Here is a 25,527-nt window from a genome sequence, read left to right on the forward strand (position 1 = left end):
GTTGTCTTGCCAAAGGCATCGCTGGGTAGCTATGTAGGGAAGGGATAAACGCTGAAAGCATCTAAGTGTGAAACCCACCTCAAGATGAGATTTCCCATGATTTTATATCAGTAAGAGCCCTGAGAGATGATCAGGTAGATAGGTTAGAAGTGGAAGTGTGGCGACACATGTAGCGGACTAATACTAATAGCTCGAGGACTTATCCAAAGTAACTGAGAATACGAAAGCGAAGGTTTTCTTGGAATTTGATAGATATTCAATTTTGAGTATGTATGACTCAGAGTTAAGTGACGATAGCCTAGGAGATACACCTGTACCCATGCCGAACACAGAAGTTAAGCCCTAGAACGCCGGAAGTAGTTGGGGGTTGCCCCCTGTGAGATATGGAAGTCGCTTAGCTTTTGGGAGTTTAGCTCAGCTGGGAGAGCATCTGCCTTACAAGCAGAGGGTCAGCGGTTCGATCCCGTTAACTCCCATAGGTCCCGTAGTGTAGCGGTTATCACGTCGCCCTGTCACGGCGAAGATCGCGGGTTCGATTCCCGTCGGGACCGTAATAACGAAAGTTATTTGACTCGTTAGCTCAGTTGGTAGAGCAATTGACTTTTAATCAATGGGTCACTGGTTCGAGCCCAGTACGGGTCATCATTGCGGGTTTGGCGGAATTGGCAGACGCACCAGATTTAGGATCTGGCGCTTAACGGCGTGGGGGTTCAAGTCCCTTAACCCGCATTATAGAAATTAGCCGGCTTAGCTCAGTTGGTAGAGCATCTGATTTGTAATCAGAGGGTCGCGTGTTCAAGTCATGTAGCCGGCATTTTTTTAATATAAACCAGAGTCGATGCGAACGTAGTTCAGTGGTAGAACACCACCTTGCCAAGGTGGGGGTCGCGGGTTCGAATCCCGTCGTTCGCTTAGAGAGGCCGGGGTGGCGGAACTGGCAGACGCACAGGACTTAAAATCCTGCGATTGGTAACGATCGTACCGGTTCGATTCCGGTCCTCGGCATAAATGAGCACCCTTAGCTCAACTGGATAGAGTACCTGACTACGAATCAGGCGGTTAGAGGTTCGACTCCTCTAGGGTGCATTAACAATTTAATTCGGGAAGTAGCTCAGCTTGGTAGAGTACTTGGTTTGGGACCAAGGTGTCGCAGGTTCGAATCCTGTCTTCCCGATTGATGGCGGTGTAGCTCAGCTGGCTAGAGCGTCCGGTTCATACCCGGGAGGTCGGGGGTTCGATCCCCTTCGCCGCTATAATGATCTTGTTGGACCTTTAGCTCAGCTGGTTAGAGCTCTCGGCTCATAACCGAGTGGTCGTAGGTTCAAGTCCTACAAGGTCCATTTGAATGGTGGAGGATTACCCAAGTCCGGCTGAAGGGAACGGTCTTGAAAACCGTCAGGCGTGTAAAAGCGTGCGTGGGTTCGAATCCCACATCCTCCTTTATTTATTATTAACGCGGGATGGAGCAGCTCGGTAGCTCGTCGGGCTCATAACCCGAAGGTCGTAGGTTCAAATCCTGCTCCCGCAATATTGGCTCGGTAGCTCAGTTGGTAGAGCAATGGATTGAAGCTCCATGTGTCGGCGGTTCGATTCCGTCTCGCGCCATTTTTTAATATAATACTATGCGGGTGTAGTTTAGTGGTAAAACTACAGCCTTCCAAGCTGTTGTCGCGAGTTCGATTCTCGTCACCCGCTTTGAACTTTGTTCAAATACCAAGTTTTTAGCTTGGGCGCGTAGCTCAGGTGGTTAGAGCGCACGCCTGATAAGCGTGAGGTCGGTGGTTCGAGTCCACTCGTGCCCATTAATAGGAGAATTACTCAAGAGGCTGAAGAGGACGGTTTGCTAAATCGTTAGGTCGGGTAACCGGCGCAAGGGTTCGAATCCCTTATTCTCCGTAATTAAAGAGCTTTTAGCTCTTTTTTGTTTTCCCAATTTTCATATTTTTCCTTAGTTTTATTATTATATGGCAAACTTTTTTACATTTGATATAATGTAAGAGAGATTTAAGTTTAAATTTACTGTAACTATAAAGGAGAATGTTACGAAGAATAAAAAAGTCTTAGGAGTCTCGTCTGTTCTGTTTTAATTTTATTTATAATTGCTTGTAGTAATCAAAATGGTGTTATTTCCAGTCAGGAAAGTAGCTTATCATCTACTACTAGTCAGTTTACAACTATCGAACCGACCAAGTAAAATTTTAAAGAATTCTACAGGCCAGTTTTTGATAATTATCAAAAAATACTTTCTACGCCGAAGGATGTAAATGCAATCGCTGATCTCTATAAGAGTTTACAAGGCACCGAACGCCCTATCAATAGTTGGTCTCTTGAAAATGCGGTTTTTCAATCAGATAAGATTCGTTATGCCTATGCGGATCTTAATCAAGATGGTGTAGAGGAATTATTAATAGGCGTTGAGCAATCTAATGGTGATTATTTCATTTCGGGTCTTTATTATCTTGTAAATGAGAAACCGATACTTTTAGCAGAAGGCTTTGTAGCCGGCCATGGTGGTGTTAGAAATTCTATGAATATCTATAAGGGAGGCGATATCCTGGAATTAAGTTGGTCCTCTGGAACAGGAGAAGGTAGAGGAGTACTCTATCATCTGAATTTAAACCAGCAAGTTGCAAGTAAACTACAAGAACAGGATATTCGAGTTCCTGGGAATAAAAGTTTGCACTCTGACTTTGGTAAGACAGAAGCAGAATTAATGAACTTCAAGCAACTAGATTGGCAGAAATTTGAAAGCTCTACTAGCACGACCATTTCGGGAGAAAAGCAAAAAGCACCATGGAATCCCAACAAATCTGCCAAACTAGAAGCTTTTATAAAGGGCTGGGGAGAAAGACTAGGACAACCCAATTACCAAAAGGGAATCGCAGGAGGAGATGTGGGGGCTGACCACCTCTATACACTTAGGGATGATGGACCAAGTGAAAAAATGAATGCTGAGTATACGGATACAGGTCTAGGAAATGCCCAGTACCGAATAGTAGAGCGTTATAGTAATTGGGATAAATACCCGGATGTTCATAGTTACTTCTTTGCGATAACCAATACAGGAGAAGCGATTGTCTTTCATTCACCGACGACTAATGGTGGAGACATGTACTTAAAACCAACAGAAAATACAGAAATCCAAGCAGAGTTTAAACGTTTGGTAGAAGAAGAGTAAAAGAAAAAGAGTTTAGTTTTGACTAGACTCTATTTTTTAATATCTCTTTCCATCATTTTTATATTCTTTGAGTATTTAATGGTATACTAGGGTTACATAAAATTATAAAGTATTATTTGATGATAGTATAATTTAGGAGAATATAATCTATGACCAAAGGTGTAAAGTTTCGTAGTATTTTTTATAGATATGTTTTATTTATAATTGTTTTGTTTTTTCTAGGCTTTAATCAAATTGTTGGTCGCAGATTTCAAACGATAACATTTTATGATTACGCTTTTAGTTTTGATCAAACACAGTTAGTGTATTTCCTTCTTTTATTGCTTTTACTTGGTATCAGCATACATTTTATTTTTCCTTGGAAATTTTATATTAATCAGGATGGGATTTACCTTAGAAGATTTGATTTATTTGTTCCTTGGAGTGATATCAGTGGAGTTTCCCATGTTTGGATTAACAAAAGGAGTAATTTTAGTAAAGGGATTATTTTTTATAATCATAAATGTTTTGTTTTATATCGTCACGACTACAAGCCGATTTGTATTTATCATACTTCCTTATTAGCCTTATTTCTTGTCAAATTGTGTAATCCTAAGATTGAAACGAATATCTTGTCGGCTAGTTTTGCTACTGGATTAAATATTCTATTGAATACATCAATTGTCTGTTATCTTTACTTTCTTGATTTAAAAACTCTTAGTTTTAGTTATTTTTTACTTTTTTGCTTACTCTACTTTATAAAAAGTTTTATCATTCCTTTATGGTTGGTTTATAGTCAAAATTCTAAGTACGGTCCTTATCTGGCTCATAGCACTTTCTTTAAGAGGAATGCTTCTGATGTGATTCATGTTTAATTTTATTAAAATGATGACTTTCTACTTTTTGGTAGGAAGTTTTTTATTATTTCTATATCGAAATAGTTGACAGATGTAATTGAAAATATTACAATAAACGATAGAAAGTTCGATATAGAAAAAAAGGAGACAAAATGGACAAGATGCAAGGGGGCTACCAAGCTTTACAGATACGCTTGTTGAACGGACGACTTTTTCAAAAACTCTTGAGCAAGGAACCAGATGCCCAATACCGAAGTGAACAGGGAAAAATTTTAACGATTTTGTGGAAGCAAGAGTTGGAGTGCGCTACTGCGACCGATATCGCTCTTGCGACGGGTCTAGCCAATAATACATTGACCAGTATGGTTAAGAAATTGGAAGAACAAGGTTTGGTTACGATTCAACCTTGTACGCAGGATAAAAGGAAAAAATATATTTCTTTGACAGACCTCGGTTGGGCACAAAAGGAAATCGGAGACCGTGTCAGCAAAGAACTGGGAGAGATTTTCTATCAAGGATTTTCGGATCAAGAAATCCGAGAATTTGAGGCCTATCAAGAGCGCATTATCTCTAATCTAAAAGCTAAAGAGAATGACCTCTAAGGAAAGGAAGTAACAGTTATGATTGGTATTACAGGGGTAACAGGGAAATTAGGTTCTTATGTGGCTAATCTTGTCGATAAGAAAGGAATCGCTTCAGTTCATCTAGCACGAAGTCCAGAGCGTGCAAAACTCTACGCGTCTGCGGAAATTCGTAAAATAGTGTATGCCAATACTCCAGAGGTGGTTGAGGCCTTGAAGGGGATCGATATCTTGTTGATGGTTTCTGCTCGGGAAAATCTAGAGCGTGTCAAGGAACACAAGGGCTTTTTAGATGCTGCAAAGCTAGCAGGAGTAGAGCATATCGTCTATACCTCCTTTTATGGGGCAGATGAGAAGGCAACTTTCACCTTGTCTCGAGATCATGCCCAGACGGAAGCCTATATCAAGGAGTTAGGGTTCACCTACACTTTTTTGAGAGATAATTTTTACTTGGACTTCCTGATTGATATGGCGCTTGAAAATGGAGAGATTCGTGGTCCAGCCGGCAGTGGTCTTGTGTCAGCTGTTGCCCGTAAGGACACATCTAGGGTTGCAGCAGAGATTCTTTTAAATCCTAAGGAGTGGGAAAATCAAACCTTGAATTTGACAGGGCCAGAGGATCTTTCCATGGAAGAAATCGTAGCGCTTCTTTCAAAAGAGACTGGTGACGCCATCGCGTATGTGGATGAAACAGTAGAAGAAGCTTATGAGTCACGGAAAAAATGGCCAGCACAAACTTGGGAGTACGATGCCTGGGTCAGCACTTATACAGCTATCAAAGTTGGGGAACAAGCTGGGGTTTCAACAGATATCGAAAAAGTGCTAGGGCATCCGGCAAGTAGCCTATTGGATACTCTTAGAGACAGAAAACTTATTGAGGAAGAACATGATTGAATACAAACATGTAGCCTTGCGCTACACGGATAAGGACATTTTAAAAGATGTCAATCTCCGTATTGAAAATGGAGAATTCATGGTGCTAGTGGGTCCTTCAGGATCTGGAAAGACCACCATGATCAAGATGATTAACCGTCTTTTGGAGCCGACTGATGGCAATATCTATATGGACGGAAAACGGATCAAGGAGTATGATGAACGGGAATTACGTCTTAGTACCGGCTATGTCCTTCAAGCCATTGCTCTTTTTCCAAATTTAACAGTTGCTGAAAATATTGCACTGATTCCTGAGATGAAGGGCTGGAGTAAGGAACAAATAGCCTCTAAAACAGAAGAACTCTTGGACAAGGTGGGTCTGCCTGCTGCAGAGTATGCAAAGCGCATGCCTAGTGAGTTATCGGGTGGGGAGCAACAACGGATTGGGATTGTGCGGGCCATCATTGCAGAACCAAAAATCTTACTGATGGATGAGCCTTTCTCTGCTCTCGATGCAATTTCTCGCAAGCAGTTGCAGGCTCTGACTAAAAAATTGCACAAAGAGTTTGGTATGACCACTATCTTCGTTACTCATGATACAGACGAAGCCTTGAAATTAGGCGATAGAATTGCTGTTTTACAGGATGGAGAAATTCGCCAGGTTGCAGAACCTAAAACAATTTTACAAGCACCTGCGACAGACTTTGTAGCAAACTTGTTTGGAGGTGGCCTTCATGTCTAATTTCATTTCAACCTTTCAGGAGCGATTTAGTGAATGGGTAACAGCTCTGGGTCAACACCTGCAATTATCTCTTTTGACCTTATTGGTCGCTATTTTTCTGACCATCCCACTTGCGGTTTATCTAAATGGTCACAAAAAAGTAGCGACTTGGGTGCTACAAGTTGCAGGTATCTTCCAGACCATTCCTTCAATGGCCTTGTTGGGGCTCTTTATTCCCTTCATGGGGATTGGAACCTTACCAGCCCTCACAGCCCTTGTCATTTACGCTATTTTCCCGATTTTAGAAAATACAATCACAGCCCTGAATGGCATTGATCCTAGTCTTGAGGAGGCAGGGATTGCTTTTGGGATGACCAAGTGGGAGCGACTCAAGAAGTTTGAAATTCCACTTGCCATGCCTGTCATTGTATCGGGGGTTCGAACAGCGACCGTTATGATTATTGGGACAGCGACTCTAGCAGCTCTTGTGGGAGCTGGTGGATTGGGCTTCTTTATCCTTTTGGGAATTGACCGTCGGAATGCGAGTCTCATTTTAATCGGTGCAATCTCATCAGCCATCTTAGCCATTCTCTTTAATGTTGTTCTCAAATGGTTGGAAAAGGCAAAGTTGCGTACAATTGTTGCAGCCTTTGCTGTTATGGTGCTTGGTTTGGGAGCAAGTTATGCTCCAAGCATGATTCCAAATAAAGAGAAAGAAAATCTGGTTATAGCTGGGAAGTTGGGACCTGAACCTGAGATTCTCATGAATATGTACAAGCTTCTCATTGAGGAAAATACGGATATGACGGTGACGGTTAAACCCAATTTTGGGAAGACAGACTTTCTTTACCAAGCGCTGAAAAAAGGGGACATTGATATCTATCCAGAATTTTCTGGAACAGTGACAGAGAGTCTCCTCCAATCATCTCCACAAATTGGGCATGACCCAGAAAAGGTTTATGAGGTAGCTCGTGATGGTATTGCCAAACAGGATCAACTAGCCTTTCTTAAACCCATGGCTTATCAAAATACTTATGCTATAGCAGTTCCTAAAAAAATTGCGCAAGAATATGGGCTTAAGACGATTTCAGACTTGAAAAAAGTAGAAGGACAGCTCAAGGCGGGATTCACTCTGGAGTTTAATGACCGTGAGGATGGAAACAAGGGCCTGCAGTCTGTTTATGGATTGAATCTCAATGTGGCAACTATGGAGCCAGCTCTTCGCTACCAAGCCATCCAGTCAGGTGACATTCAAATTACAGATGCTTACTCAACTGATGCTGAAATTGCTCGCTATGATTTAGTGGTTTTGGAGGATGATAAACAACTCTTCCCGCCATATCAAGGCGCTCCACTCATGAAAGCTGAATTACTCGAAAAACATCCTGAGTTGGAAGATATTCTTAATAAACTAGCTGGTAAAATTACCGAGAGCCAGATGAGTCAGATGAACTATCAGGTTGGTGTCGAAGGCCAATCAGCTGAAGAAGTGGCGCGTGAGTTTCTAGTCCAGGAAGGATTGCTGAAGAAGTAAAGTCTAGTTAGCTTTAGCTACGAATTTGTTCAAATAAGTTAGAATGATAAACCCATCTTGCTTTTGTGCAGGATGGGTTTTTGTGTAAGTTTAAGTCAAGAAATAAATACAATTAGCTAATCTAATAGAATTAAAAGTGTAAGAACTAGAGTAGTTTTTTTTCAGACTTCATTTCGATGACATCTAAGTAAAATCTCACTACTTGGTCTTCTTTATAAGATTTCCCCTTTTTCAGCCACCAGGTCAATGTTTCAATAAAGTTAGTTACAACAAAGTGCTTGAGAAAGGAGGATGGAATATTAGGATAAGAAACTTGCAAGTCCTCTGCTACCATAGGATAAACATGGTGTTCCAGTTCTTTCTGTAATTGACGGAGGAAGTAGTCATTTTTTGAGAAAAGAAGACTGGTCACGTGGTCTTGATTTTTCTTAAAATGCAAAAAAATATGTGTCAAATATGCTTCGATGCTAATATTTTTCTCGCGTTCAAAAAGATGGTGAAAGAGATAGCGGCAAAGCTCGTCTAGGAGTAATTCTTTACTTTCATAATGGCTATAAAAGGTGGAACGACCAACATCTGCTAGGTCTATGATCTCCTGAACGGTGATTGTTTCAAAGTTTTTTTGATTTAGTAATTGCAAAAAAGCAGCATAGATGGCTTTTCGAGTCTTGGTAATGCGACGATCTTGAGTACTCATATGAACAATTCGAACAAACTGTTCACTAACGTACAGAGTAAACAGTTTGCCCCTATCCTTTCTTTTTGGAGTGAGAGATAATACTAGTAAAGATAATAATTATACTACTATTATACCAAAGGAGAATAAAAAAATGACAACAAATCGTGCTGTTTGGCTGGCTTTTTTCTTAAATCTAAGCTTTGCCATTGTTGAATTTATCGCAGGTGGAGTATTTGGTTCGAGTGCTGTTCTTGCTGACTCTGTTCATGACTTGGGAGATGCAATCGCAATTGGGCTATCAGCCTTTCTAGAAACAATCTCCAATCGTGAAGAGGATAGTCATTACACCTTGGGCTACAAACGATTTAGCCTCCTAGGAGCTTTGATAACGGCTGTGATTCTTATGACAGGATCTGTACTTGTCATTTTGGAAAATATCACAAAAATGTTTCATCCACAACCTGTTAATGATAAGGGCATCCTCTGGCTTGGAATCATTGCGGTTACTATAAATATGCTAGCGAGTTTAGTGGTTCGTAAAGGAAAAACAAAGAACGAATCTATTCTTAGCCTGCATTTTCTAGAAGATACCCTTGGTTGGATAGCAGTCATCCTGATGGCAATTATTCTCCGATTTACGGATTGGTATATCTTAGATCCTCTCTTGTCGCTTGTCATTTCCTTCTTTATCTTGTCAAAAGCCATTCCTCGTTTTTGGTCTACGCTCAAGATTTTCCTTGATGCTGTGCCAGAAGGAGTAGATATCAAGCAGGTCAAGAGTCGCTTAGAACAATTGGACTATGTTGCTAGTGTCAATCAGCTGAATCTCTGGACTATGGATGGTTTGGAGAAAAATGCCATTATCCATGTTTGTCTCGAGGATGTCAAACATATGGAAGTTTGTAAAGAATCCATTCGAGACTTACTCAAAGATTGTGGTTTTCAAAATATTACCATTGAGGTAGATGCAGACTTAGCAAGCCACCAGGTCCATAAGCGCAATATGGTTGAGCTAGAGGCAAGCCATGATCACGATCATCATCATTGATGTGGCGTAGTATAAGTGAGCGAAAACTTCATAAAAAGTGTATACTTGAAGTAAGTTAGATACAGAGAGGTAAATGTTTATGAAATCAGCAGTCTATAAAAAAGCAGGTCAGGTTGGTATTGAAGAGGTTAAACGTCCAAGTATTCAAGAAGCGGATGATGTGATTATCCGCGTAGTTCGTGCTTGCGTATGTGGTTCAGACCTATGGAGTTACCGCAATCCAGATATTAAAGCGGGACATAAAAATAGTGGACACGAAGCGATTGGGATCGTTGAAGAAACTGGAGAAGCCATTACAACGGTCAAGCCCGGTGATTTTGTGATTGTGCCATTTACTCATGGTTGTGGGGAATGTGATGCCTGTCGTGCTGGATTTGATGGTTCTTGTGACAATCATATCGGAAATAACCTAGGAGGGAATTTCCAAGCTGAATACCTCCGCTTCCACTATGCCAATTGGGCACTTGTTAAAATCCCTGGACAACCGTCTGACTACACAGAAGGGATGCTTAAATCTCTCTTGACTCTAGCTGATGTCATGCCGACAGGCTATCATGCAGCGCGTGTGGCAGATGTGAAACCAGGGGATAAAGTTGTCGTTATTGGCGATGGTGCCGTTGGGCAATGTGCTGTTATCGCAGCTAAGATGCGTGGAGCATCACAAATTATCCTTATGAGTCGTCATGAAGACCGCCAACAAATGGCCTTGGAGTCAGGTGCGACAGCCGTTGTAGCTGAACGAGGAGAAGAAGGGATTGCCAAGGTGCGTGAAATTCTCGGCGGTGGAGCAGATGCAGCACTTGAGTGTGTTGGTACTGAGGCGGCTGTTGAACAGGCTCTGGGTGTCCTTCATAATGGCGGTCGTATGGGAATTGTTGGTGTGCCTCACTATAATAACCGTGCCCTTGGTTCGACCTTTGCTCAGAATATTTCTGTTGCGGGTGGAGCAGCTTCTGCAACAACATACGATAAGCAATTCTTGCTCAAAGCTGTTCTTGATGGTGATATCAATCCAGGTCGTGTCTTTACTTCAAGCTATAAACTGAAAGATATCGACCAAGCTTACAAGGCTATGGATGAACGCAAGACTATCAAGTCTATGATTGTGATGGATTAATACTCTTCGAAAATCTCTTCAAACCACGTCAGCTCTATCTGCAACCTCAAAACAGTGTTTTGAGCTGACTTTGTCAGTCTTATCTACAACCTCAAAGCAGTGCTTTGAGCAACCTGCGGCTAGCTTCCTAGTTTGCTCTTTGATTTTCATTGAGTATAAAAAGAAAAACCTAATAGGATTTGAGAATCTCTATTAGGTTTTTTTATGTTCAAGTGTTGTACTTAATGCAAGGTGCTGTCTCTTAACGTCAGTTTGGTTCCAAGCATGGTGAGGCTTGGAATTTTACGGCCGTGAAGGACTTCTCTGTTAAGAATATCCATTCCTGTACGTCCCATTTCTTCGGTGTAGACTGAGATACTGGAAAGGGGTGGGAACACTTGCTTGGTTAGAATAGTATCATTAAAGGAAATAATACTCACGCGCTCTGGTATGCTGATGCTGGCTTCTTGAAGGGCGCGAAGGGCACCGATTGCCAAACTATCACTAGCTGCAAAAAAGGCTTGTGGAAGTTTATCTCCTAATTTTTCGATAGCCTCTTTCATCAAGTCGTATCCAGATTGGGCAGTAAATAGACCTTGGAAAATGAATTTCTCGTTATAAATTCCTTTTTCTTGTGTATAGGATTTAAAGTAACCTAAGCGTTTATCTGCGATGACTTCTTCTTGGTCAGTAGTCGTTTCAAGACCGGATAAGATACCAATCTTCTTAATCCCGTGGTCTGTAAAGTAATCGACTACCTGTCTAACAGCATTATTAAAATCTGTAATGACACAGGTGTGTCCCAAGGCTATGGTGTCACTATCTAGAAAAACTAGAGGTTTTTGATATTCTTCAAATGATGCAATCTGTGCTTGGCTAAATTTTCCAATACAAAGAATTCCAATGACTTCTTCGCTAAGCGTAAAAGGTTGATCATTGAAATAGCGTAAGATTTCGTAATCTAATTCTTGTGCTCTATTTTCGATTCCTAGTCGAATCTGGTAGTAGTAGAGGTCTTCCAACTCACCTTGTTCGCTGACCCATTGGATAATGGCAATCTTTTGTTTCAGTTTGTGACTTTCGCCTGTTTTAAGATGTTTGGTATAACCTAGTTCTTCGGCGACAGTTAAAATACGATGTCGGGTTTCTTCTGTGACAGATAGACTCTGATCGCGATTGAGGACACGGGATACAGTTGCGATTGAGACAGAGGCTAACTGAGCAATATCTTTGAGTGTAGCCATAATTCCCCTCCTTTTTAGGTTATTATAGCATATTTTTCTATCTTTTTACTCATAGTTTAGTAAAATATCGGTAAAAATGTTGACCAAAGCAAAACCCTTGGGTACAATAGAAGAAAACGATTACAAGGTAAACTTTTTTACCTAACAAATTGTCAAAGGAGAATTCATATGACACAACATCTTACTACTGATGCACTTCGCAAGGACTTTCTTGCTGTTTTTGGTCAAGAAGCAGATCAAACCTTCTTCTCACCAGGCCGTATCAACTTGATTGGGGAGCATACTGACTACAACGGTGGCCATGTTTTCCCGGCAGCGATTTCATTAGGAACTTATGGAGCAGCACGCAAGCGTGATGATCAAGTTTTGCGTTTCTACTCAGCAAACTTTGAGGACAAAGGCATTATCGAAGTTCCTCTGGCTGACCTTAAGTTTGAGAAAGAGCACAACTGGACTAACTATCCAAAAGGTGTCCTACATTTCTTGCAAGAAGCTGGTCATGTGATTGATAAAGGGTTTGATTTCTATGTCTATGGGAATATTCCAAATGGTGCTGGCTTGTCTTCATCTGCATCCTTAGAGCTTTTGACTGGTGTCGTGGCAGAATATCTCTTTGACCTAAAATTGGACCGTCTAGATTTGGTTAAAATCGGAAAATTGACAGAGAATAACTTTATTGGGGTTAACTCTGGTATCATGGACCAATTTGCTATCGGTATGGGGGCAGACCAACGTGCCATTTATCTGGATACAAATAGTTTAGAATATGACTTGGTTCCCCTTGATTTGAAGGACAATGTTGTTGTTATCATGAACACTAACAAACGCCGTGAACTTGCGGATTCTAAGTACAATGAACGCCGCGCTGAATGTGAAAAAGCAGTAGAAGAACTCCAAGTGTCCTTAAATATTCAAACCTTGGGTGAATTGGATGAATGGGCTTTTGATGAATATAGCTACCTGATCAAAGATGAAAATCGTTTGAAACGTGCGCGTCATGCAGTTCTTGAGAATCAACGTACGCTTAAAGCGCAAGCGGCTCTTCAAGCAGGAGATTTAGACAAGTTTGGTCGTTTGATGAATGCTTCTCATGTTTCACTTGAGCACGATTACGAAGTAACTGGCTTGGAATTAGATACCCTTGTTCATACAGCTTGGGCTCAAGAAGGTGTTCTTGGTGCTCGTATGACTGGAGCTGGCTTTGGTGGTTGTGCAATCGCCTTGGTTCAAAAGGATGCTGTTGAGTCCTTTAAAGAAGCTGTAGGCAAGCACTATGAAGAAATCGTTGGCTACGCTCCAAGCTTCTATATCGCTGAAGTGGCAGGTGGAACTCGCATCCTTGAATAGTCAGAAGGAGGTTTTCTAGTGACCTTAGTAGAAAATTTTGTGACCAAAGTCATTGCAGAAAGTAGCTTTGAAGAGTTGGATCGTATCTATCTGACCAATCGTGTTTTAGCACTGGTTGGAGATGGAGTTCTTGAAGTTGAGACTGACCAGGATGATTTGATTGAACTAAAAGATCAGCTTGTCGAGGAAGCCGTTCGATTGGAAACGATTGAAGATAGTCAGGCTGCGCGTGAGATTCTCGGTGCTGACCTCATGGACTTGGTAACGCCTTGTCCAAGTCAGGTTAATCGTGATTTTTGGGATACCTATGCCCAGTCACCAGAGCAGGCAATTGCAGATTTCTACCAACTCAGTCAGAAGAATGACTACATCAAACTAAAGGCTATCGCAAAGAATATTGCTTATCGTGTACTATCTGACTACGGTGAACTGGAGATTACCATCAATCTCTCTAAGCCTGAAAAGGATCCAAAAGAGATTGCGGCAGCCAAGTTGGTCAAGTCTAGTAACTATCCTCAATGTCAACTCTGTATGGAAAACGAAGGTTATCATGGTCGTGTCAACCATCCAGCTAGAAGCAATCACCGGATTATACGTTTTGATATTTCTGGGCAGGAGTGGGGCTTCCAATATTCGCCTTATGCTTACTTTAATGAGCACTGTATTTTCCTAGACAGCAAGCATCGTCCTATGGTTATTAGTCGCCAAAGTTTTGAACGTTTGTTAGCAATTGTGGAGCAATTTCCAGGCTATTTTGCTGGTTCGAATGCAGACTTACCAATCGTGGGTGGTTCCATCCTGACCCACGATCATTATCAAGGTGGTCGTCATGTTTTCCCAATGGAAGTGGCTCATTTACAGAAAAACTTTACCTTTGAAGGTTTTGAAGCTGTCAAAGCAGGGATTGTTCAGTGGCCTATGTCTGTCATTCGACTAACTTCGGATTCTAAAGGGGATTTGACGGAACTTGCGGATAAAATCTTACTGGCTTGGCGTCAATACTCAGATACGAGTGTTCAAGTTTTGGCAGAAAGTAATGGAACACCGCATCACACTATCACACCGATTGCGCGTAAAAGAGATGGGCAGTTCGAATTAGATTTGGTCTTGCGGGATAATCAAACATCTCCAGAGCATCCAGATGGTATCTATCATCCCCACAAGGATGTCCAACATATCAAGAAGGAAAATATCGGCTTGATAGAGGTCATGGGCTTGGCAATTTTGCCACCACGCTTGAAGGAAGAAGTAGAGCAAGTAGCAGCTTACCTAGTCGGAGAGGATGTTTCAGTTTCAGATTATCACCAAGAATGGGCGGATGAGTTGAAAGAATCCCATCCTGGATTGACTGACAAAGTACAAGCTCTTGAAATCGTCCAAGAATCTGTTGGAAAAATCTTTGCTCGAGTTTTGGAAGATGCAGGAGTTTACAAGCAAACAGAAGAAGGACAAGCTGCCTTTATGCGCTTTGTGGAGCAGGTTGGTATTTTACCCGAATAAGTGCTTGTCTCTTGCGTAGAGTCTTGAAAAGTAGTATCATAGTGTCGTTTGAAACATCAGGAGGAAAGTATGAAAGATTTTCACTTTGACGCTATATCTGCCTTTGAAAATTACGAAATTGAAAAAATGAGAGATGGTCACGTGGTGGTGACGACAAAAGTAGTGGACTCTTCACTCAACTACTATGGAAATGCCCATGGAGGCTATCTATTTACCCTTTGTGACCAAATCAGTGGTCTTGTGGTGATTTCGCTAGGATTAGACGGGGTGACACTCCAGTCTTCCATCAATTATCTGAAAGCTGGAAATCTAGGGGACGTTCTCACTATCAAGGGAGAATGTGTCCACCAAGGACGCACCACTTGTGTCGTCGATGTTGACATTATCAACCAAGATGGCCGAAATGTCTGCAAGGCAACCTTCACCATGTTTGTCACAGGACAACGATCTGAAGATAGACAGGTGAGGATATAAAAGAAAGAATGAGTAGGAAAACTATCCTACTCATTTTAGTTTATAAGAGTAGTGAAATACCAAGCTAATGGTTACTTATATGTGGTATAATAAAAAGTATGAATATTGAACAAACGAAAAAAGTTATTCTACAACCGTTCACTAAATGGACAGGTGGAAAAAGGCAATTATTACCTATTATAAAAGAACTTATGCCTGAAACATATAATGATTATTATGAACCTTTTATCGGAGGAGGGGCATTATTTTTTGATTTAGCTCCTGAAAGGGCTGTTATTAATGATTATAATGCTGAGTTAATCAACTGTTATCAACAAATTAGGAATAATCCTCAGGAGTTAATTGACCTATTGAAGTATCATCAGGAAAATAATTCAAAAGATTATTACTTGCAATTACGCTCAGCTGATCGTGATGATAGAATAAACAATATGTCTGATGTCCAAAGAGCTGCTAGAATTCTATATATGCTAAGAGTTGATTTTAATGGTTTATATCGAGTGAATTCCAAAAATCAATTCAATGTACCATACGGTAGCTATAAAAATCCTAAAATTGTTGATGAAGAGTTAATATTCGCTATTTCAAATTATCTAAATAGCAATCAAATAGAAATTAAAACGGGCGATTTTGAGGATGCACTCTTAGATGTTCAAGAAGGTGATTTTATCTATTTCGATCCTCCTTATATTCCATTATCTGAGACAAGCGCTTTTACATCGTATACTCATGAAGGTTTTTCTTATGAGGACCAAGTTAGATTAAGAGATACATTTAGGAGACTAAGTGATGCAGGAGCTTATGTAATGTTGTCAAATTCATCGAGTCATTTAGTAGAGGAATTATATCAAGATTTTAATATCCATTATGTAGAGGCTATACGAACAAATGGTGCTAAGTCTTCCAGTCGAGGAAAAATTTCTGAAATTATAGTCACAAATTATGAAAATTAACGAATATAAGTATGGGGGTGTTTTAATGACAAAACCATACTATAATAAAGACAAAATGATTCTTGTCCATGCAGATACGTTTAAATTATTATCAAAAATGAAACCAGAGAGTATGGATATGATCTTTGCTGACCCACCATATTTTTTAAGTAATGGTGGGATATCTAATTCTGGGGGACAAGTTGTTTCCGTTGATAAAGGAGATTGGGACAAGATTTCTTCATTTGAGGAAAAGCATGAGTTCAACCGCAAATGGATTCGTTTAGCAAAAGAAGTTTTGAAGCCCAATGGGACTATATGGATTTCAGGGAGTTTGCATAATATTTACTCAGTTGGAATGGCATTAGAGCAAGAAGGTTTTAAAATTCTAAATAATATTACTTGGCAGAAAACAAACCCTGCACCCAATTTATCCTGTCGATATTTTACTCATTCTACTGAAACTATTTTATGGGCAAGAAAAAATGACAAAAAAGCTCGTCATTATTACAATTACGATTTGATGAAAGAGCTAAATGATGGTAAACAAATGAAAGATGTTTGGACAGGCTCCTTGACGAAAAAAGCGGAGAAATGGGCTGGCAAGCATCCAACACAAAAACCAGAATATTTATTGGAACGTATAATTTTGGCTTCTACTAAAGAAGGTGACTATATTTTAGACCCGTTTGTAGGAAGTGGAACAACTGGAGTAGTTGCTAAACGCTTAGGTAGAAGATTTATAGGCATTGATGCTGAAAAAGAATATTTGAAAATCGCAAAGAAGAGGATGGAATATACAGAATGAAAAAAGGTGGCATTGGAGGAGCAAACACTAAAACAGGTTTAGCTTTTGAAATACAAACGGATTTCCCTACATTTTTGGCTAGTCAAGATGGCTACAGTATTGAGAATATTGACTATGATACAAAAAGGACGGAACAAGGAGGAAAAACGAAAATCATCAAAGGAACAAAATTGCGTTCGAAACCTTATAGATGGAGTATAAAATTTTTAGGAGACGAAGTTGGACAGATTTTCCAAAAAAAAGGTCTCTATCGCTACTTTGATGAAATTGATGATTTTGATTATACTAAAATCATATCCGCCAAATTATTGCCTGATGAAGCAATCTTTGTTATTAATAAGAATACTGTCTATATCATAGAGAAAAAAACACAGAGTGGTGGAGGAAGTGTAGATGAAAAGTTGCAAACATGTGATTTTAAATTAAAGCAATACAAAAAACTGTTTTCTCCTTTAAATAAGGAGGTCAGTTATTCATACCTATTAGATAAAGATTGGTTTAAAAATCCTCGGTATAAAGATACTTTAGATTATATTATTAGTGTTGGATGTAAATATTATTTTAATTATATTCCGTTAGATGCGATTGGCTTACCATTACCTAAAAAAGAGGAAAATTAATTATGAAATTAAAAAATTATTTAATAAAATCCCCACAAGAAAGGTTAACGATTTTCTTAGAATCATTATCAATTACTAACCGTACTCCAGATTACTATGTAAATTGGGAGAAAGTTGAGCGTGAGACAAAAAAATTTGAACTAGAACTAAACACGTTAAATTACCTAATTGGTAAAAAAGATATTTACTCTGAGGCATTTAAGTTATTTACTAAACAACCCGACTTATTAAAGGCTGTTCCTATCCTAATTGCAAGTCGTGATAGAGTTTTAGATATTCTTACAATAGACAATGATGATAATATGTCTTTTGAGCAATTGGATTTCAAAACGATAGACACTAGTAGAATAGATGATTACTTGAAATTTATCGAGCAATCTGGTTTATTAAATTTTTTACAACAACATGCTAATCGTTCATTAGTTGATTATGTTTATGGAGTAGAGACTGGATTAGATAGTAATGCACGAAAAAATCGAAGTGGCACCACTATGGAAGGAATTATAGAACGACATGTCTCAAAGATTGCTCAAGAACAAAATATAGAGTGGAAAGCTCAAGCAACAGCTCAATTTATCAAGGAAAAGTGGGGTGTTACCGTACCAGTAGATAAATCTGAAAGAAGATTTGACGTTGCAGTTTATTCTACAGAAAAACATAAGGTTTGGTTGATTGAAACAAATTATTATGGTGGAGGTGGAAGTAAATTAAAAGCGGTAGCTGGAGAATTTACTGAACTTAGTCAATTTGTTGTTACATCAGATGATGACGTAGAGTTTGTTTGGGTTACAGATGGGCAAGGATGGAAAACTGCACATTTACCACTGGCAGAAGCCTTCAGTCATATTAGAAATATCTTTAATTTGGAAATGTTAAGAGAAGGATTTTTATCTGAACTATTATTAGGATAATTCTTTGTTATCTTTATTTTTATCAAATTTAATTTTAAACTAACAAAAAAGAGGCAAACGCCTCTTTTTTTATTACTTTTCCACTCTAATGTTTTATTATCCTATTCACTAAATCTTAAAAAATAACCATCTGGATCTAGAACTGCAAATTCATGAGGATAGATATACTTCTCACCAACACGAAATTCTCTTTTAGTCAAAGGACGATGAATAGGATAGTTAGACTCGATTACTTTCTGATGGAGTCTAGGGACATCCTTGATGCCAAAGGAGATATTGACTCCACGACCAAATGGGTAGGTAAGTTCAGCTAATTCATCCTTTGTCCCCTCCTCTAGCATTAGCTGGCAGTCTTCAAGCGAAAGGAAGAGAAATTTTTCCTCTGGACGCTCGTATTCGACAGAAAATCCCAGCAAGTCGCAGTAGAAGTGGCGTGACTTTTCGAGGTCAGATACTACAAATTCAGGAATGACAGCTTGATAGTCCATTAGCTTTCTCCTTAGAGCTCAATCTCCAAGACAATTGGTGTATGGTCTTGGCGTGCGCCTGAGTCAATCATGTCTGACTTGGTAACCTTGTCTGCTACACGGTTACTTGTGAGCCAGTAGTCGATTCTCCAGCCTGTGTTGTTGATTTTTGAAGTCTTGCTGCGTTGTGCCCACCAAGTATAGCGTTCTGGCACATCTCCATGGATATGGCGGAAAGTATCTGTAAATCCTTTGGCTAAAAGGTTTTTAAATCCTTCACGCTCTTCGTCTGTAAATCCTGGTGAACGGCGGTTGCTGGCCGGGTTGGCAAGGTCAATTTCCTTGTGGGCAACGTTGTAGTCTCCGGTTGCTAGGACAGGTTTTTGCTTGTCTAGTTGAGCCAAGTACTCTGCATATTTGACATCCCAGACTTGACGTTCTTCCAAGCGTTTGAGTCCATCGCCAGCGTTTGGTGTGTAAACCTGAGTCACGAAAAATGTATCAAATTCTAAAGTGATGATACGGCCTTCAGAGTCCATAGTAGAAGGGGCACCGATTTCTGGAAAGCTGATAGTTGGAGTGAGTTCTTTCTTATAGAGGAACATAGTTCCAGCATAGCCTTTACGAGCAGGTTCTTGAGAGGAACGCCAAGTATTTTCATATCCAGGGAAGAGTTCTTCTAACACCTCGAGATGTTTTTTAGTAGGCCCTGTAGCTGAAAGCTTGGTTTCTTGGATGGCAATGATATCAGCGTCTTCGGCTACCAAGGTTTGGAGGACGTCTTGTGATAATTTCGCACGCGCAGAATCGCTCGTGAGTGCTGCATTGAGGGAATCAATATTCCATGAGATCAATTTCATAATGTTTACCTTTTCATTCAGATTATAGACAATATTATACCAGAAAAAGAAGTATTTCCCCAGCGTATAGTTTGAAAAATCCAGGTCATTCCTTTATAATAAAGAATGATTTATGTAAAAGATTGAAAATAAATGAAATGTTACTCCTTTGAGTATCTTTATCGCTAAATATGACAAAGTTTAAGTTAGTGTCATCACCTATGAATAGGAAAAACCTGAGGCAGTCGCCTCAGGTTTCCATTTGTCATTAGAAAGGAATTTTATGTCCATCATCCAAAAACTCTGGTGGTTTTTTAAATTAGAAAAACGCCGTTACCTAGTTGGAATTGTAGCTCTGGTCTTGGTATCTGTGCTAAACCTCATCCCACCTATGGTCATGGGGCGCGTGATCGATGCCATCACTTCGGGACGATTAACACAAGATGAGCTCCTGCTTCATCTCTTTTATCTCCTGCTGGCAGCTTTCGGAATGTACTACCTGCGTTATATTTGGCGCATGTATATCCTAGGAACCTCCTACCGACTTGGACAAATCATGCGTTCAAGGCTATTTGAGCACTTTACAAAGATGTCTCCCGCTTTTTATCAGAATTATCGAACTGGGGATTTGATGGCTCACGCAACCAATGATATCAATGCTCTGACTCGTCTAGCAGGTGGTGGTGTCATGTCGGCGGTGGATGCCTCTATCACGGCCTTGGTGACTCTCTTGACCATGCTCTTTAGCATTTCTTGGCAGATGACCTTGGTTGCCATTCTGCCCTTGCCATTTATGGCCTATGCGACTAGTCGTCTGGGGAGAAAGACCCATAAGGCTTTCGGAGAATCACAAGCAGCCTTTTCTGAACTTAATAATAAGGTTCAGGAGTCTGTATCAGGTATTAAGGTAACCAAGTCCTTTGGCTATCAGTCTGATGAATTGGCATCTTTCCAGGAAGTCAATAATTTGACCTTCCAAAAGAATCTGCAAACCATGAAATATGATAGTCTCTTTGACCCCATGGTTCTACTCTTTGTTGGTTCTTCCTATGCCTTAACTCTCTTAGTCGGTGCCTTTATGGTGCAAGCAGGACAAGTAACCGTTGGTAATCTTGTCACCTTTATCTCTTACTTAGATATGTTGGTCTGGCCCTTGATGGCGATTGGTTTTCTATTTAATATTACTCAAAGAGGGAAGGTTTCTTATCAACGAATTGAGAGTCTTTTGTCCCAAGAGTCACCTGTCAAAGATCCAGAATCTCCACTTGAAGGGATTGAAAATGGGCGCTTGGACTATGCCATTGATCGTTTTGCCTTTGAAGACGAAGAGACGCTGAGAGATATACATTTTAGTCTCGAAAAAGGGCAAACCTTGGGCTTGGTTGGACAGACTGGTTCAGGGAAAACAGCTTTGATTAAATTGCTCCTACGTGAGTATGACGTTGACCAAGGAGCTATTTATCTAAATGGTCATGACATTCGTGACTATCGACTAGCTGACTTACGAAGTTTGATGGGATACGTCCCACAGGACCAATTTCTCTTTGCTAGTTCTATCTTAGAGAATATTTGTTTTGGAAATCCTGATCTACCTTTCTCAGCAGTAGAAGAAGCAACTAAGCTGGCTCAAGTCTATCAAGACATTCAAGCCATGCCTGAGGGATTTGATACAGTTATCGGGGAAAAAGGTGTTAGTCTATCTGGTGGACAAAAGCAACGTCTGGCTATGAGTCGGGCTATGATTTTAAGTCCTGATATCTTGATTTTAGATGATTCTTTGTCAGCTGTGGATGCTAAGACAGAGTTCGCAATCATCGATAATCTCAAGGAAACTCGCAAAGATAAAACGACCATCATCACTGCCCATCGTCTCAGTGCAGTTGTTCATGCAGATTTGATTTTGGTCATGCAGGATGGTCGCATCATTGAACGAGGTAGGCATGAAGACTTACTAGCCTTGGATGGTTGGTATGCCCAAACCTACCAGTCTCAACAGTTAGAAATGAAAGGAGAAGAAGATGCGGAATAAACAAGAACAATGGGCTGTATTGAAGCGCTTGTTGTCTTATCTTAAGCCCTATAGTCTCCTCACCTTTTTAGCCCTTGCTTTTCTCCTCGCGACGACTGTTATTAAGAGTATTATCCCCCTGGTAGCCTCGCACTTTATCGACCGGTATCTAAACAACCTTAATCAGTTTGCTGTTACAGTTTTGCTAGTTTACTATGGTCTCTACATTCTTCAAACTATTGTCCAATATGTGGGGAATCTCCTCTTTGCGCGTGTGTCTTACAGCATCGTTAGAGATATCCGACGTGATGCCTTTGCCAATATGGAGAAGCTAGGCATGTCTTACTTTGATAAAACGCCTGCAGGCTCTATTGTCTCCCGTTTGACCAACGACACTGAGACCATCAGTGATATGTTTTCGGGGATCTTATCTAGCTTTATCTCGGCAGTCTTTATATTCGTGACGACCCTTTATACCATGTTAGTTCTGGACTATCGTCTGACTGCTTTAGTCTTGCTCTTTCTACCTTTGATTTTCCTTTTGGTCAATCTCTACCGTAAAAAATCTGTCAAGGTCATTGAAAAAACCAGAAGTCTACTGTCAGACATTAACAGTAAGCTGGCAGAAAACATCGAAGGCATTCGTATTATTCAAGCCTTTAACCAAGAAAAGCGCCTGCAAGAAGAGTTTGATGAGATAAACCAGGAACACCTAGTCTACGCTAACCGTTCAGTAGCCTTGGATTCTCTCTTTTTACGCCCAGCTATGAGTTTGTTGAAGCTGTTGGGCTATGCAGTTTTGATGGCTTACTTTGGTTATCGTGGCCTTTATATGGGGATAACAGCAGGGACCATGTATGCTTTTATCCAGTATATCAATCGTCTCTTTGATCCACTCATCGAGGTAACACAAAACTTTTCTACCCTTCAAACATCCATGGTGTCAGCAGGTCGTGTCTTTGCACTTATCGATGAGACCAACTATGAACCAGTCCAAGAAAATGGACAAGCGGAGATTAGAGAAGGAAATATCCGTTTTGAACATGTGTCCTTCTCTTATGACGGAAAACACCAGATTCTTGATGATATCTCCTTTACCGTCAATAAAGGTGAAACCATCGCCTTTGTCGGGCATACTGGCTCTGGGAAATCTTCTATCATTAATGTTCTCATGCGCTTTTATGAGTTCCAGTCAGGTCGGGTTCTCCTAGATGGTGTGGATATTCGAGAGTATAGTCAAGAGGAGTTGAGAAAAAACATCGGTTTGGTTCTACAGGACCCCTTCCTCTATCATGGGACCATTAAGTCCAATATCGCCATGTACCAAGATATCAGCGATGACCAAGTCAAGGCTGCAGCAGAATTTGTCGATGCAGATTCCTTCATTCAAGATTTTCCTTTAGGTTATGATGCTCCTGTATCTGAGCGTGGTTCGAGTTTTTCAACCGGTCAACGTCAGCTACTTGCCTTTGCTAGAACTGTTGCCAGTCAACCTAAAATCCTGATTTTGGATGAAGCGACAGCCAATATCGACTCTGAAACAGAAGCTCTGGTCCAAAATTCCCTAGCTAAGATGAGACAAGGTCGGACAACCATTGCCATTGCTCATCGCCTTTCTACCATTCAAGATGCTAATTGTATCTATGTTCTTGATAAGGGACGTATCATCGAAAGTGGAACCCACGAGGAACTCCTAGCATTAGGTGGAACCTATCACAAGATGTATAGTTTGCAGGCAGGGGCTCTTTCCTAGGGAAGAATTCCTTTAAAACACAGATTTCTTGCACTGCCTCTTTCATTTTGTGGTATAATGTAGAATGTTAATAAAGATTATATAAAAAAAACAGAGGAGAATGTGCATGCTGAAATGGGATGAACTACCTCAAGAAATGCAATTGAGCGAGGTAAAACCATACTACCAGCTTGTGTCTAGAAGAAAAGGCTCACTGATTTTCAAGCGTTGTCTAGATTTGTTTCTAGCCGTAGTCTTGTTAATCTTGACCTCCCCCTTATTCCTGATTCTAAGCATCTGGATCAAGCTAGATAGCAAGGGTCCAGTTATTTACAAGCAAGTGCGGGTAACCCAGTACAACCGTCATTTCAAGATTTGGAAATTCCGGACTATGGTGACGGATGCGGATAAAAAAGGAAGTCTAGTAACTTCTGCAAATGACAGTCGTATCACAAAAGTTGGAAATTTCATTCGACGTGTTCGTTTGGATGAATTGCCGCAATTGGTCAATGTCCTCAAAGGAGAGATGTCCTTTGTAGGAACACGCCCAGAAGTACCACGCTACACAGAGCAGTATAGTCCTGAAATGATGGCTACCTTGCTCTTACCTGCAGGGATTACGTCGCTTGCCAGCATTAACTATAAGGATGAGGATGCCATCATCAGTCAAATGACGGCAAAAGGTATGACAGTTGATCAGGCTTATGTAGAAAGAGTTCTTCCAGAGAAAATGCACTTTAACCTAGCCTATCTGCGTGATTTTAGTTTCATAGGTGATATCAAAATCATGTTGCAGACGGTCGTTGAAGTTTTAAAATAAAGTAGCCACAAGTTAAAGGAGTAAATCAATGCCAAATTACAATATTCCATTTTCACCACCTGATATTACCGAAGCAGAAATTGCTGAAGTAGCCGATACCCTCCGTTCAGGATGGATTACAACAGGTCCTAAGACAAAAGAGTTAGAACGTCGTTTATCTCTCTATACTCAGACACCTAAGACAGTCTGCCTCAACTCTGCAACAGTAGCCCTTGAATTGATTTTGCGCGTGCTTGAAGTAGGGCCTGGCGATGAGGTCATCGTTCCAGCTATGACTTATACAGCATCATGCAGTGTTATTACTCACGTCGGTGCGACACCAGTTATGGTTGATATCCAAGCTGATACCTTTGAGATGGATTATGATCAACTGGAACAAGCTATTACTGAGAAGACTAAAGTCATCATACCGGTAGAGCTAGCAGGTATTATCTGTGACTATGACCGTTTGTTCCAAGTTGTAGAAAAGAAACGCGACCTCTTTACAGCTGCTAGCAAGTGGCAAAAGGCCTTTAACCGTATCGTGATTGTATCTGATAGTGCCCATGCTTTAGGTTCAAGCTACAAGGGACAACCAGCCGGTTCAATCGCCGACTTTACATCATTCTCTTTCCATGCAGTCAAGAACTTTACAACTGCTGAGGGAGGAAGTGCGACCTGGAAAGCCAATCCAGCGATTGACGATGAAGAAATGTACAAGGAATTCCAAATCCTTTCCCTTCATGGTCAAACAAAAGATGCTCTTGCCAAGATGCAACTGGGCTCATGGGAATACGATATCGTAACTCCTGCCTACAAGTGCAACATGACAGATATCATGGCTTCACTTGGTCTGGTTCAGCTAGATCGTTATCCTGGCTTACTACAACGTCGTAAGGACATCGTGGATCGCTATGACCGTGGATTTGCAGGAACTCCTATCCATCCATTGGCTCATGAGACAGATACTGTTGAATCTTGTCGTCACCTTTACATTACCCATGTAGAAGGTGCGAGTCTCGCACAACGCAACCAAATCATCCAAGAATTGGCCAAGGCAGGAATCGCAAGTAACGTTCACTACAAACCACTTCCTCTTTTAACAGCTTATAAGAATCTTGGCTTTGATATGGCAGATTATCCACGAGCTTATGCCTTCTTTGAAAATGAAATTACGCTTCCTCTTCACACGAAATTAACGGATGAAGAAGTAGATTATATCATTGAGACTTTTGTCAGAGTTTCTGAAGAAGTTCTAGGCGCTTCAGAAAAATAATTAAAAAAATTAGTAAAAAATTAG

Annotated in this window: 22 protein-coding genes, 17 tRNA genes, 2 rRNA genes and 1 pseudogene; 38 read left to right on the forward strand and 4 right to left on the reverse strand. The window is 40.5% G+C overall.

Translation table 11 applies throughout. From position 1 onward, the window contains the following. The 25 genes and pseudogenes from QM923_RS00005 to QM923_RS00125 form a co-directional block, all read left to right on the forward strand. A 23S ribosomal RNA gene (locus QM923_RS00005) occupies positions 1–207 on the forward strand; the annotation flags it as partial. Between the two features lie 76 nt (positions 208–283). Beyond that, positions 284–399, forward strand: a 5S ribosomal RNA gene (gene rrf, locus QM923_RS00010). A gap of 4 nt (positions 400–403) precedes the next feature. Next, positions 404–476: transfer RNA gene (locus QM923_RS00015), tRNA-Val, on the forward strand. A gap of 2 nt (positions 477–478) precedes the next feature. Next, positions 479–551 (forward strand) — tRNA-Asp (locus QM923_RS00020). Between the two features lie 18 nt (positions 552–569). Beyond that, positions 570–642 (forward strand) — tRNA-Lys (locus QM923_RS00025). 5 nt (positions 643–647) lie between these two features. Continuing rightward, a tRNA-Leu gene (locus tag QM923_RS00030) sits at positions 648–729 on the forward strand. Between the two features lie 12 nt (positions 730–741). Continuing rightward, positions 742–814: transfer RNA gene (locus QM923_RS00035), tRNA-Thr, on the forward strand. Positions 815–840: 26 nt separating this feature from the next. After that, positions 841–912 (forward strand) — tRNA-Gly (locus QM923_RS00040). A gap of 7 nt (positions 913–919) precedes the next feature. Continuing rightward, positions 920–1,005 (forward strand) — tRNA-Leu (locus tag QM923_RS00045). 7 nt (positions 1,006–1,012) lie between these two features. Further along, a tRNA-Arg gene (locus QM923_RS00050) sits at positions 1,013–1,086 on the forward strand. Positions 1,087–1,100: 14 nt separating this feature from the next. After that, positions 1,101–1,174: transfer RNA gene (locus QM923_RS00055), tRNA-Pro, on the forward strand. A 5-nt stretch (positions 1,175–1,179) separates the two neighbouring features. Next, positions 1,180–1,253 (forward strand) — tRNA-Met (locus QM923_RS00060). Between the two features lie 13 nt (positions 1,254–1,266). Continuing rightward, positions 1,267–1,340 (forward strand) — tRNA-Ile (locus QM923_RS00065). A gap of 10 nt (positions 1,341–1,350) precedes the next feature. After that, positions 1,351–1,440 (forward strand) — tRNA-Ser (locus QM923_RS00070). Positions 1,441–1,454: 14 nt separating this feature from the next. Continuing rightward, a tRNA-Met gene (locus tag QM923_RS00075) sits at positions 1,455–1,528 on the forward strand. A gap of 4 nt (positions 1,529–1,532) precedes the next feature. Beyond that, positions 1,533–1,605: transfer RNA gene (locus QM923_RS00080), tRNA-Phe, on the forward strand. Positions 1,606–1,624: 19 nt separating this feature from the next. After that, positions 1,625–1,695, forward strand: a tRNA-Gly gene (locus QM923_RS00085). Positions 1,696–1,728: 33 nt separating this feature from the next. Continuing rightward, positions 1,729–1,802 (forward strand) — tRNA-Ile (locus tag QM923_RS00090). A gap of 6 nt (positions 1,803–1,808) precedes the next feature. After that, positions 1,809–1,896: transfer RNA gene (locus QM923_RS00095), tRNA-Ser, on the forward strand. Between the two features lie 182 nt (positions 1,897–2,078). After that, a pseudogene (locus QM923_RS09630) lies at positions 2,079–3,178 on the forward strand (DUF4767 domain-containing protein). 149 nt (positions 3,179–3,327) lie between these two features. Further along, positions 3,328–4,032 carry a hypothetical protein gene (locus tag QM923_RS00105; RefSeq protein WP_414290416.1) on the forward strand — a complete coding sequence of 235 codons (705 nt, stop codon included), beginning with the start codon at positions 3,328–3,330 and terminating at the stop codon, positions 4,030–4,032. A gap of 134 nt (positions 4,033–4,166) precedes the next feature. Further along, the gene (locus tag QM923_RS00110; RefSeq protein WP_414290417.1) at positions 4,167–4,616 is read left to right on the forward strand and encodes a MarR family winged helix-turn-helix transcriptional regulator; all 450 of its coding nucleotides are present in this window, start codon (positions 4,167–4,169) and stop codon (positions 4,614–4,616) included. An 18-nt stretch (positions 4,617–4,634) separates the two neighbouring features. Further along, a complete protein-coding gene (locus QM923_RS00115) occupies positions 4,635–5,489 on the forward strand; it encodes an SDR family oxidoreductase (RefSeq protein ID WP_414290418.1) in 855 nt (284 codons plus the stop codon). Next, the gene (locus tag QM923_RS00120; protein WP_414290419.1) at positions 5,482–6,210 is read left to right on the forward strand and encodes an ABC transporter ATP-binding protein; all 729 of its coding nucleotides are present in this window, start codon (positions 5,482–5,484) and stop codon (positions 6,208–6,210) included. Before QM923_RS00115 ends, QM923_RS00120 begins: the two co-directional genes overlap by 8 nt. Then, the gene (locus tag QM923_RS00125; protein WP_414290420.1) at positions 6,203–7,723 is read left to right on the forward strand and encodes an ABC transporter permease/substrate-binding protein; all 1,521 of its coding nucleotides are present in this window, start codon (positions 6,203–6,205) and stop codon (positions 7,721–7,723) included. Before QM923_RS00120 ends, QM923_RS00125 begins: the two co-directional genes overlap by 8 nt. 145 nt (positions 7,724–7,868) lie before the next feature. Here the strand turns inward: QM923_RS00125 and QM923_RS00130 are convergent, their stop codons facing one another. Next, positions 7,869–8,420 (reverse strand): TetR/AcrR family transcriptional regulator, encoded by a 552-nt coding sequence (locus QM923_RS00130; protein WP_036759336.1) that lies wholly within the window; start codon positions 8,418–8,420, stop codon positions 7,869–7,871. 133 nt (positions 8,421–8,553) lie between these two features. On the opposite strand from QM923_RS00130, the gene QM923_RS00135 reads away from it, so the two are divergent. Then, complete coding sequence (locus QM923_RS00135; RefSeq protein WP_414290421.1) at positions 8,554–9,450, forward strand: cation diffusion facilitator family transporter; 897 nt, start codon at positions 8,554–8,556, stop codon at positions 9,448–9,450. Between the two features lie 79 nt (positions 9,451–9,529). Beyond that, entirely contained in the window at positions 9,530–10,567 is a 1,038-nt protein-coding gene (locus tag QM923_RS00140; protein ID WP_414290759.1) for a zinc-binding dehydrogenase, read from the forward strand. A 221-nt stretch (positions 10,568–10,788) separates the two neighbouring features. Here QM923_RS00140 and QM923_RS00145 read toward each other — a convergent pair whose 3' ends face one another. Continuing rightward, complete coding sequence (locus QM923_RS00145; RefSeq protein WP_414290422.1) at positions 10,789–11,790, reverse strand: LacI family DNA-binding transcriptional regulator; 1,002 nt, start codon at positions 11,788–11,790, stop codon at positions 10,789–10,791. Positions 11,791–11,958: 168 nt separating this feature from the next. On the opposite strand from QM923_RS00145, the gene QM923_RS00150 reads away from it, so the two are divergent. The 7 genes from QM923_RS00150 (at position 11,959) to QM923_RS00180 (ending at position 18,382) form a co-directional block, all read left to right on the forward strand. Next, positions 11,959–13,137, forward strand: coding sequence for a galactokinase (locus QM923_RS00150; RefSeq protein ID WP_414290423.1), 1,179 nt, complete (start codon positions 11,959–11,961; stop codon positions 13,135–13,137). Positions 13,138–13,155: 18 nt separating this feature from the next. Then, positions 13,156–14,637 carry a UDP-glucose--hexose-1-phosphate uridylyltransferase gene (locus QM923_RS00155; RefSeq protein ID WP_414290424.1) on the forward strand — a complete coding sequence of 494 codons (1,482 nt, stop codon included), beginning with the start codon at positions 13,156–13,158 and terminating at the stop codon, positions 14,635–14,637. Between the two features lie 69 nt (positions 14,638–14,706). Continuing rightward, a complete protein-coding gene (locus tag QM923_RS00160; protein ID WP_006152721.1) occupies positions 14,707–15,111 on the forward strand; it encodes a PaaI family thioesterase in 405 nt (134 codons plus the stop codon). A gap of 98 nt (positions 15,112–15,209) precedes the next feature. Beyond that, a complete protein-coding gene (locus tag QM923_RS00165) occupies positions 15,210–16,064 on the forward strand; it encodes a DNA adenine methylase (RefSeq protein ID WP_414290425.1) in 855 nt (284 codons plus the stop codon). A 25-nt stretch (positions 16,065–16,089) separates the two neighbouring features. Continuing rightward, positions 16,090–16,851 (forward strand): DNA-methyltransferase, encoded by a 762-nt coding sequence (locus tag QM923_RS00170; protein ID WP_414290426.1) that lies wholly within the window; start codon positions 16,090–16,092, stop codon positions 16,849–16,851. After that, positions 16,848–17,471 (forward strand): hypothetical protein, encoded by a 624-nt coding sequence (locus QM923_RS00175; protein WP_414290427.1) that lies wholly within the window; start codon positions 16,848–16,850, stop codon positions 17,469–17,471. The genes QM923_RS00170 and QM923_RS00175 overlap by 4 nt, the downstream gene beginning before the upstream one ends. A gap of 2 nt (positions 17,472–17,473) precedes the next feature. Next, positions 17,474–18,382, forward strand: a complete 909-nt coding sequence (locus QM923_RS00180) for a type II restriction endonuclease (protein ID WP_414290428.1) — start codon at positions 17,474–17,476, stop codon at positions 18,380–18,382. A gap of 101 nt (positions 18,383–18,483) precedes the next feature. Here QM923_RS00180 and QM923_RS00185 read toward each other — a convergent pair whose 3' ends face one another. Next, entirely contained in the window at positions 18,484–18,870 is a 387-nt protein-coding gene (locus QM923_RS00185) for a bleomycin resistance protein (RefSeq protein WP_414290429.1), read from the reverse strand. An 11-nt stretch (positions 18,871–18,881) separates the two neighbouring features. After that, positions 18,882–19,709 carry an exodeoxyribonuclease III gene (locus QM923_RS00190; protein WP_414290430.1) on the reverse strand — a complete coding sequence of 276 codons (828 nt, stop codon included), beginning with the start codon at positions 19,707–19,709 and terminating at the stop codon, positions 18,882–18,884. Between the two features lie 262 nt (positions 19,710–19,971). On the opposite strand from QM923_RS00190, the gene QM923_RS00195 reads away from it, so the two are divergent. The 4 genes from QM923_RS00195 to QM923_RS00210 all read left to right on the forward strand — a co-directional run bounded on the left by QM923_RS00195 (position 19,972) and on the right by QM923_RS00210 (position 25,503). Continuing rightward, positions 19,972–21,717, forward strand: coding sequence for an ABC transporter ATP-binding protein (locus tag QM923_RS00195; RefSeq protein WP_414290431.1), 1,746 nt, complete (start codon positions 19,972–19,974; stop codon positions 21,715–21,717). Then, complete coding sequence (locus tag QM923_RS00200; protein ID WP_414290432.1) at positions 21,707–23,449, forward strand: ABC transporter ATP-binding protein; 1,743 nt, start codon at positions 21,707–21,709, stop codon at positions 23,447–23,449. Before QM923_RS00195 ends, QM923_RS00200 begins: the two co-directional genes overlap by 11 nt. Before the next feature lie 106 nt (positions 23,450–23,555). Beyond that, the gene (locus tag QM923_RS00205; protein WP_414290433.1) at positions 23,556–24,248 is read left to right on the forward strand and encodes a sugar transferase; all 693 of its coding nucleotides are present in this window, start codon (positions 23,556–23,558) and stop codon (positions 24,246–24,248) included. Positions 24,249–24,276: 28 nt separating this feature from the next. Then, positions 24,277–25,503 (forward strand): DegT/DnrJ/EryC1/StrS family aminotransferase, encoded by a 1,227-nt coding sequence (locus QM923_RS00210; RefSeq protein ID WP_414290434.1) that lies wholly within the window; start codon positions 24,277–24,279, stop codon positions 25,501–25,503. The last annotated feature ends 24 nt before the right edge of the window (positions 25,504–25,527 follow it).

It is taken from the genome of Streptococcus infantis (genome assembly GCF_047463275.1).
In the GTDB taxonomy this organism is placed as follows: Bacteria; Bacillota; Bacilli; order Lactobacillales; family Streptococcaceae; genus Streptococcus; species Streptococcus infantis_AF.

Bases quoted from the DNA above. Each gene is read 5' to 3' on its own strand.
- QM923_RS00105 (WP_414290416.1), top strand. From the start codon at position 3,328: ATGACCAAAGGTGTAAAGTTTCGTAGTATTTTTTATAGATATGTTTTA.
- QM923_RS00110 (WP_414290417.1), top strand. From the start codon at position 4,167: ATGGACAAGATGCAAGGGGGCTACCAAGCTTTACAGATACGCTTGTTG.
- QM923_RS00115 (WP_414290418.1), top strand. From the start codon at position 4,635: ATGATTGGTATTACAGGGGTAACAGGGAAATTAGGTTCTTATGTGGCT.
- QM923_RS00120 (WP_414290419.1), top strand. From the start codon at position 5,482: ATGATTGAATACAAACATGTAGCCTTGCGCTACACGGATAAGGACATT.
- QM923_RS00125 (WP_414290420.1), top strand. From the start codon at position 6,203: ATGTCTAATTTCATTTCAACCTTTCAGGAGCGATTTAGTGAATGGGTA.
- QM923_RS00130 (WP_036759336.1), bottom strand. From the start codon at position 8,420: ATGAGTACTCAAGATCGTCGCATTACCAAGACTCGAAAAGCCATCTAT.
- QM923_RS00135 (WP_414290421.1), top strand. From the start codon at position 8,554: ATGACAACAAATCGTGCTGTTTGGCTGGCTTTTTTCTTAAATCTAAGC.
- QM923_RS00140 (WP_414290759.1), top strand. From the start codon at position 9,530: ATGAAATCAGCAGTCTATAAAAAAGCAGGTCAGGTTGGTATTGAAGAG.
- QM923_RS00145 (WP_414290422.1), bottom strand. From the start codon at position 11,790: ATGGCTACACTCAAAGATATTGCTCAGTTAGCCTCTGTCTCAATCGCA.
- QM923_RS00150 (WP_414290423.1), top strand. From the start codon at position 11,959: ATGACACAACATCTTACTACTGATGCACTTCGCAAGGACTTTCTTGCT.
- QM923_RS00160 (WP_006152721.1), top strand. From the start codon at position 14,707: ATGAAAGATTTTCACTTTGACGCTATATCTGCCTTTGAAAATTACGAA.
- QM923_RS00165 (WP_414290425.1), top strand. From the start codon at position 15,210: ATGAATATTGAACAAACGAAAAAAGTTATTCTACAACCGTTCACTAAA.
- QM923_RS00170 (WP_414290426.1), top strand. From the start codon at position 16,090: ATGACAAAACCATACTATAATAAAGACAAAATGATTCTTGTCCATGCA.
- QM923_RS00175 (WP_414290427.1), top strand. From the start codon at position 16,848: ATGAAAAAAGGTGGCATTGGAGGAGCAAACACTAAAACAGGTTTAGCT.
- QM923_RS00180 (WP_414290428.1), top strand. From the start codon at position 17,474: ATGAAATTAAAAAATTATTTAATAAAATCCCCACAAGAAAGGTTAACG.
- QM923_RS00185 (WP_414290429.1), bottom strand. From the start codon at position 18,870: ATGGACTATCAAGCTGTCATTCCTGAATTTGTAGTATCTGACCTCGAA.
- QM923_RS00190 (WP_414290430.1), bottom strand. From the start codon at position 19,709: ATGAAATTGATCTCATGGAATATTGATTCCCTCAATGCAGCACTCACG.
- QM923_RS00195 (WP_414290431.1), top strand. From the start codon at position 19,972: ATGTCCATCATCCAAAAACTCTGGTGGTTTTTTAAATTAGAAAAACGC.
- QM923_RS00200 (WP_414290432.1), top strand. From the start codon at position 21,707: ATGCGGAATAAACAAGAACAATGGGCTGTATTGAAGCGCTTGTTGTCT.
- QM923_RS00205 (WP_414290433.1), top strand. From the start codon at position 23,556: ATGCTGAAATGGGATGAACTACCTCAAGAAATGCAATTGAGCGAGGTA.
- QM923_RS00210 (WP_414290434.1), top strand. From the start codon at position 24,277: ATGCCAAATTACAATATTCCATTTTCACCACCTGATATTACCGAAGCA.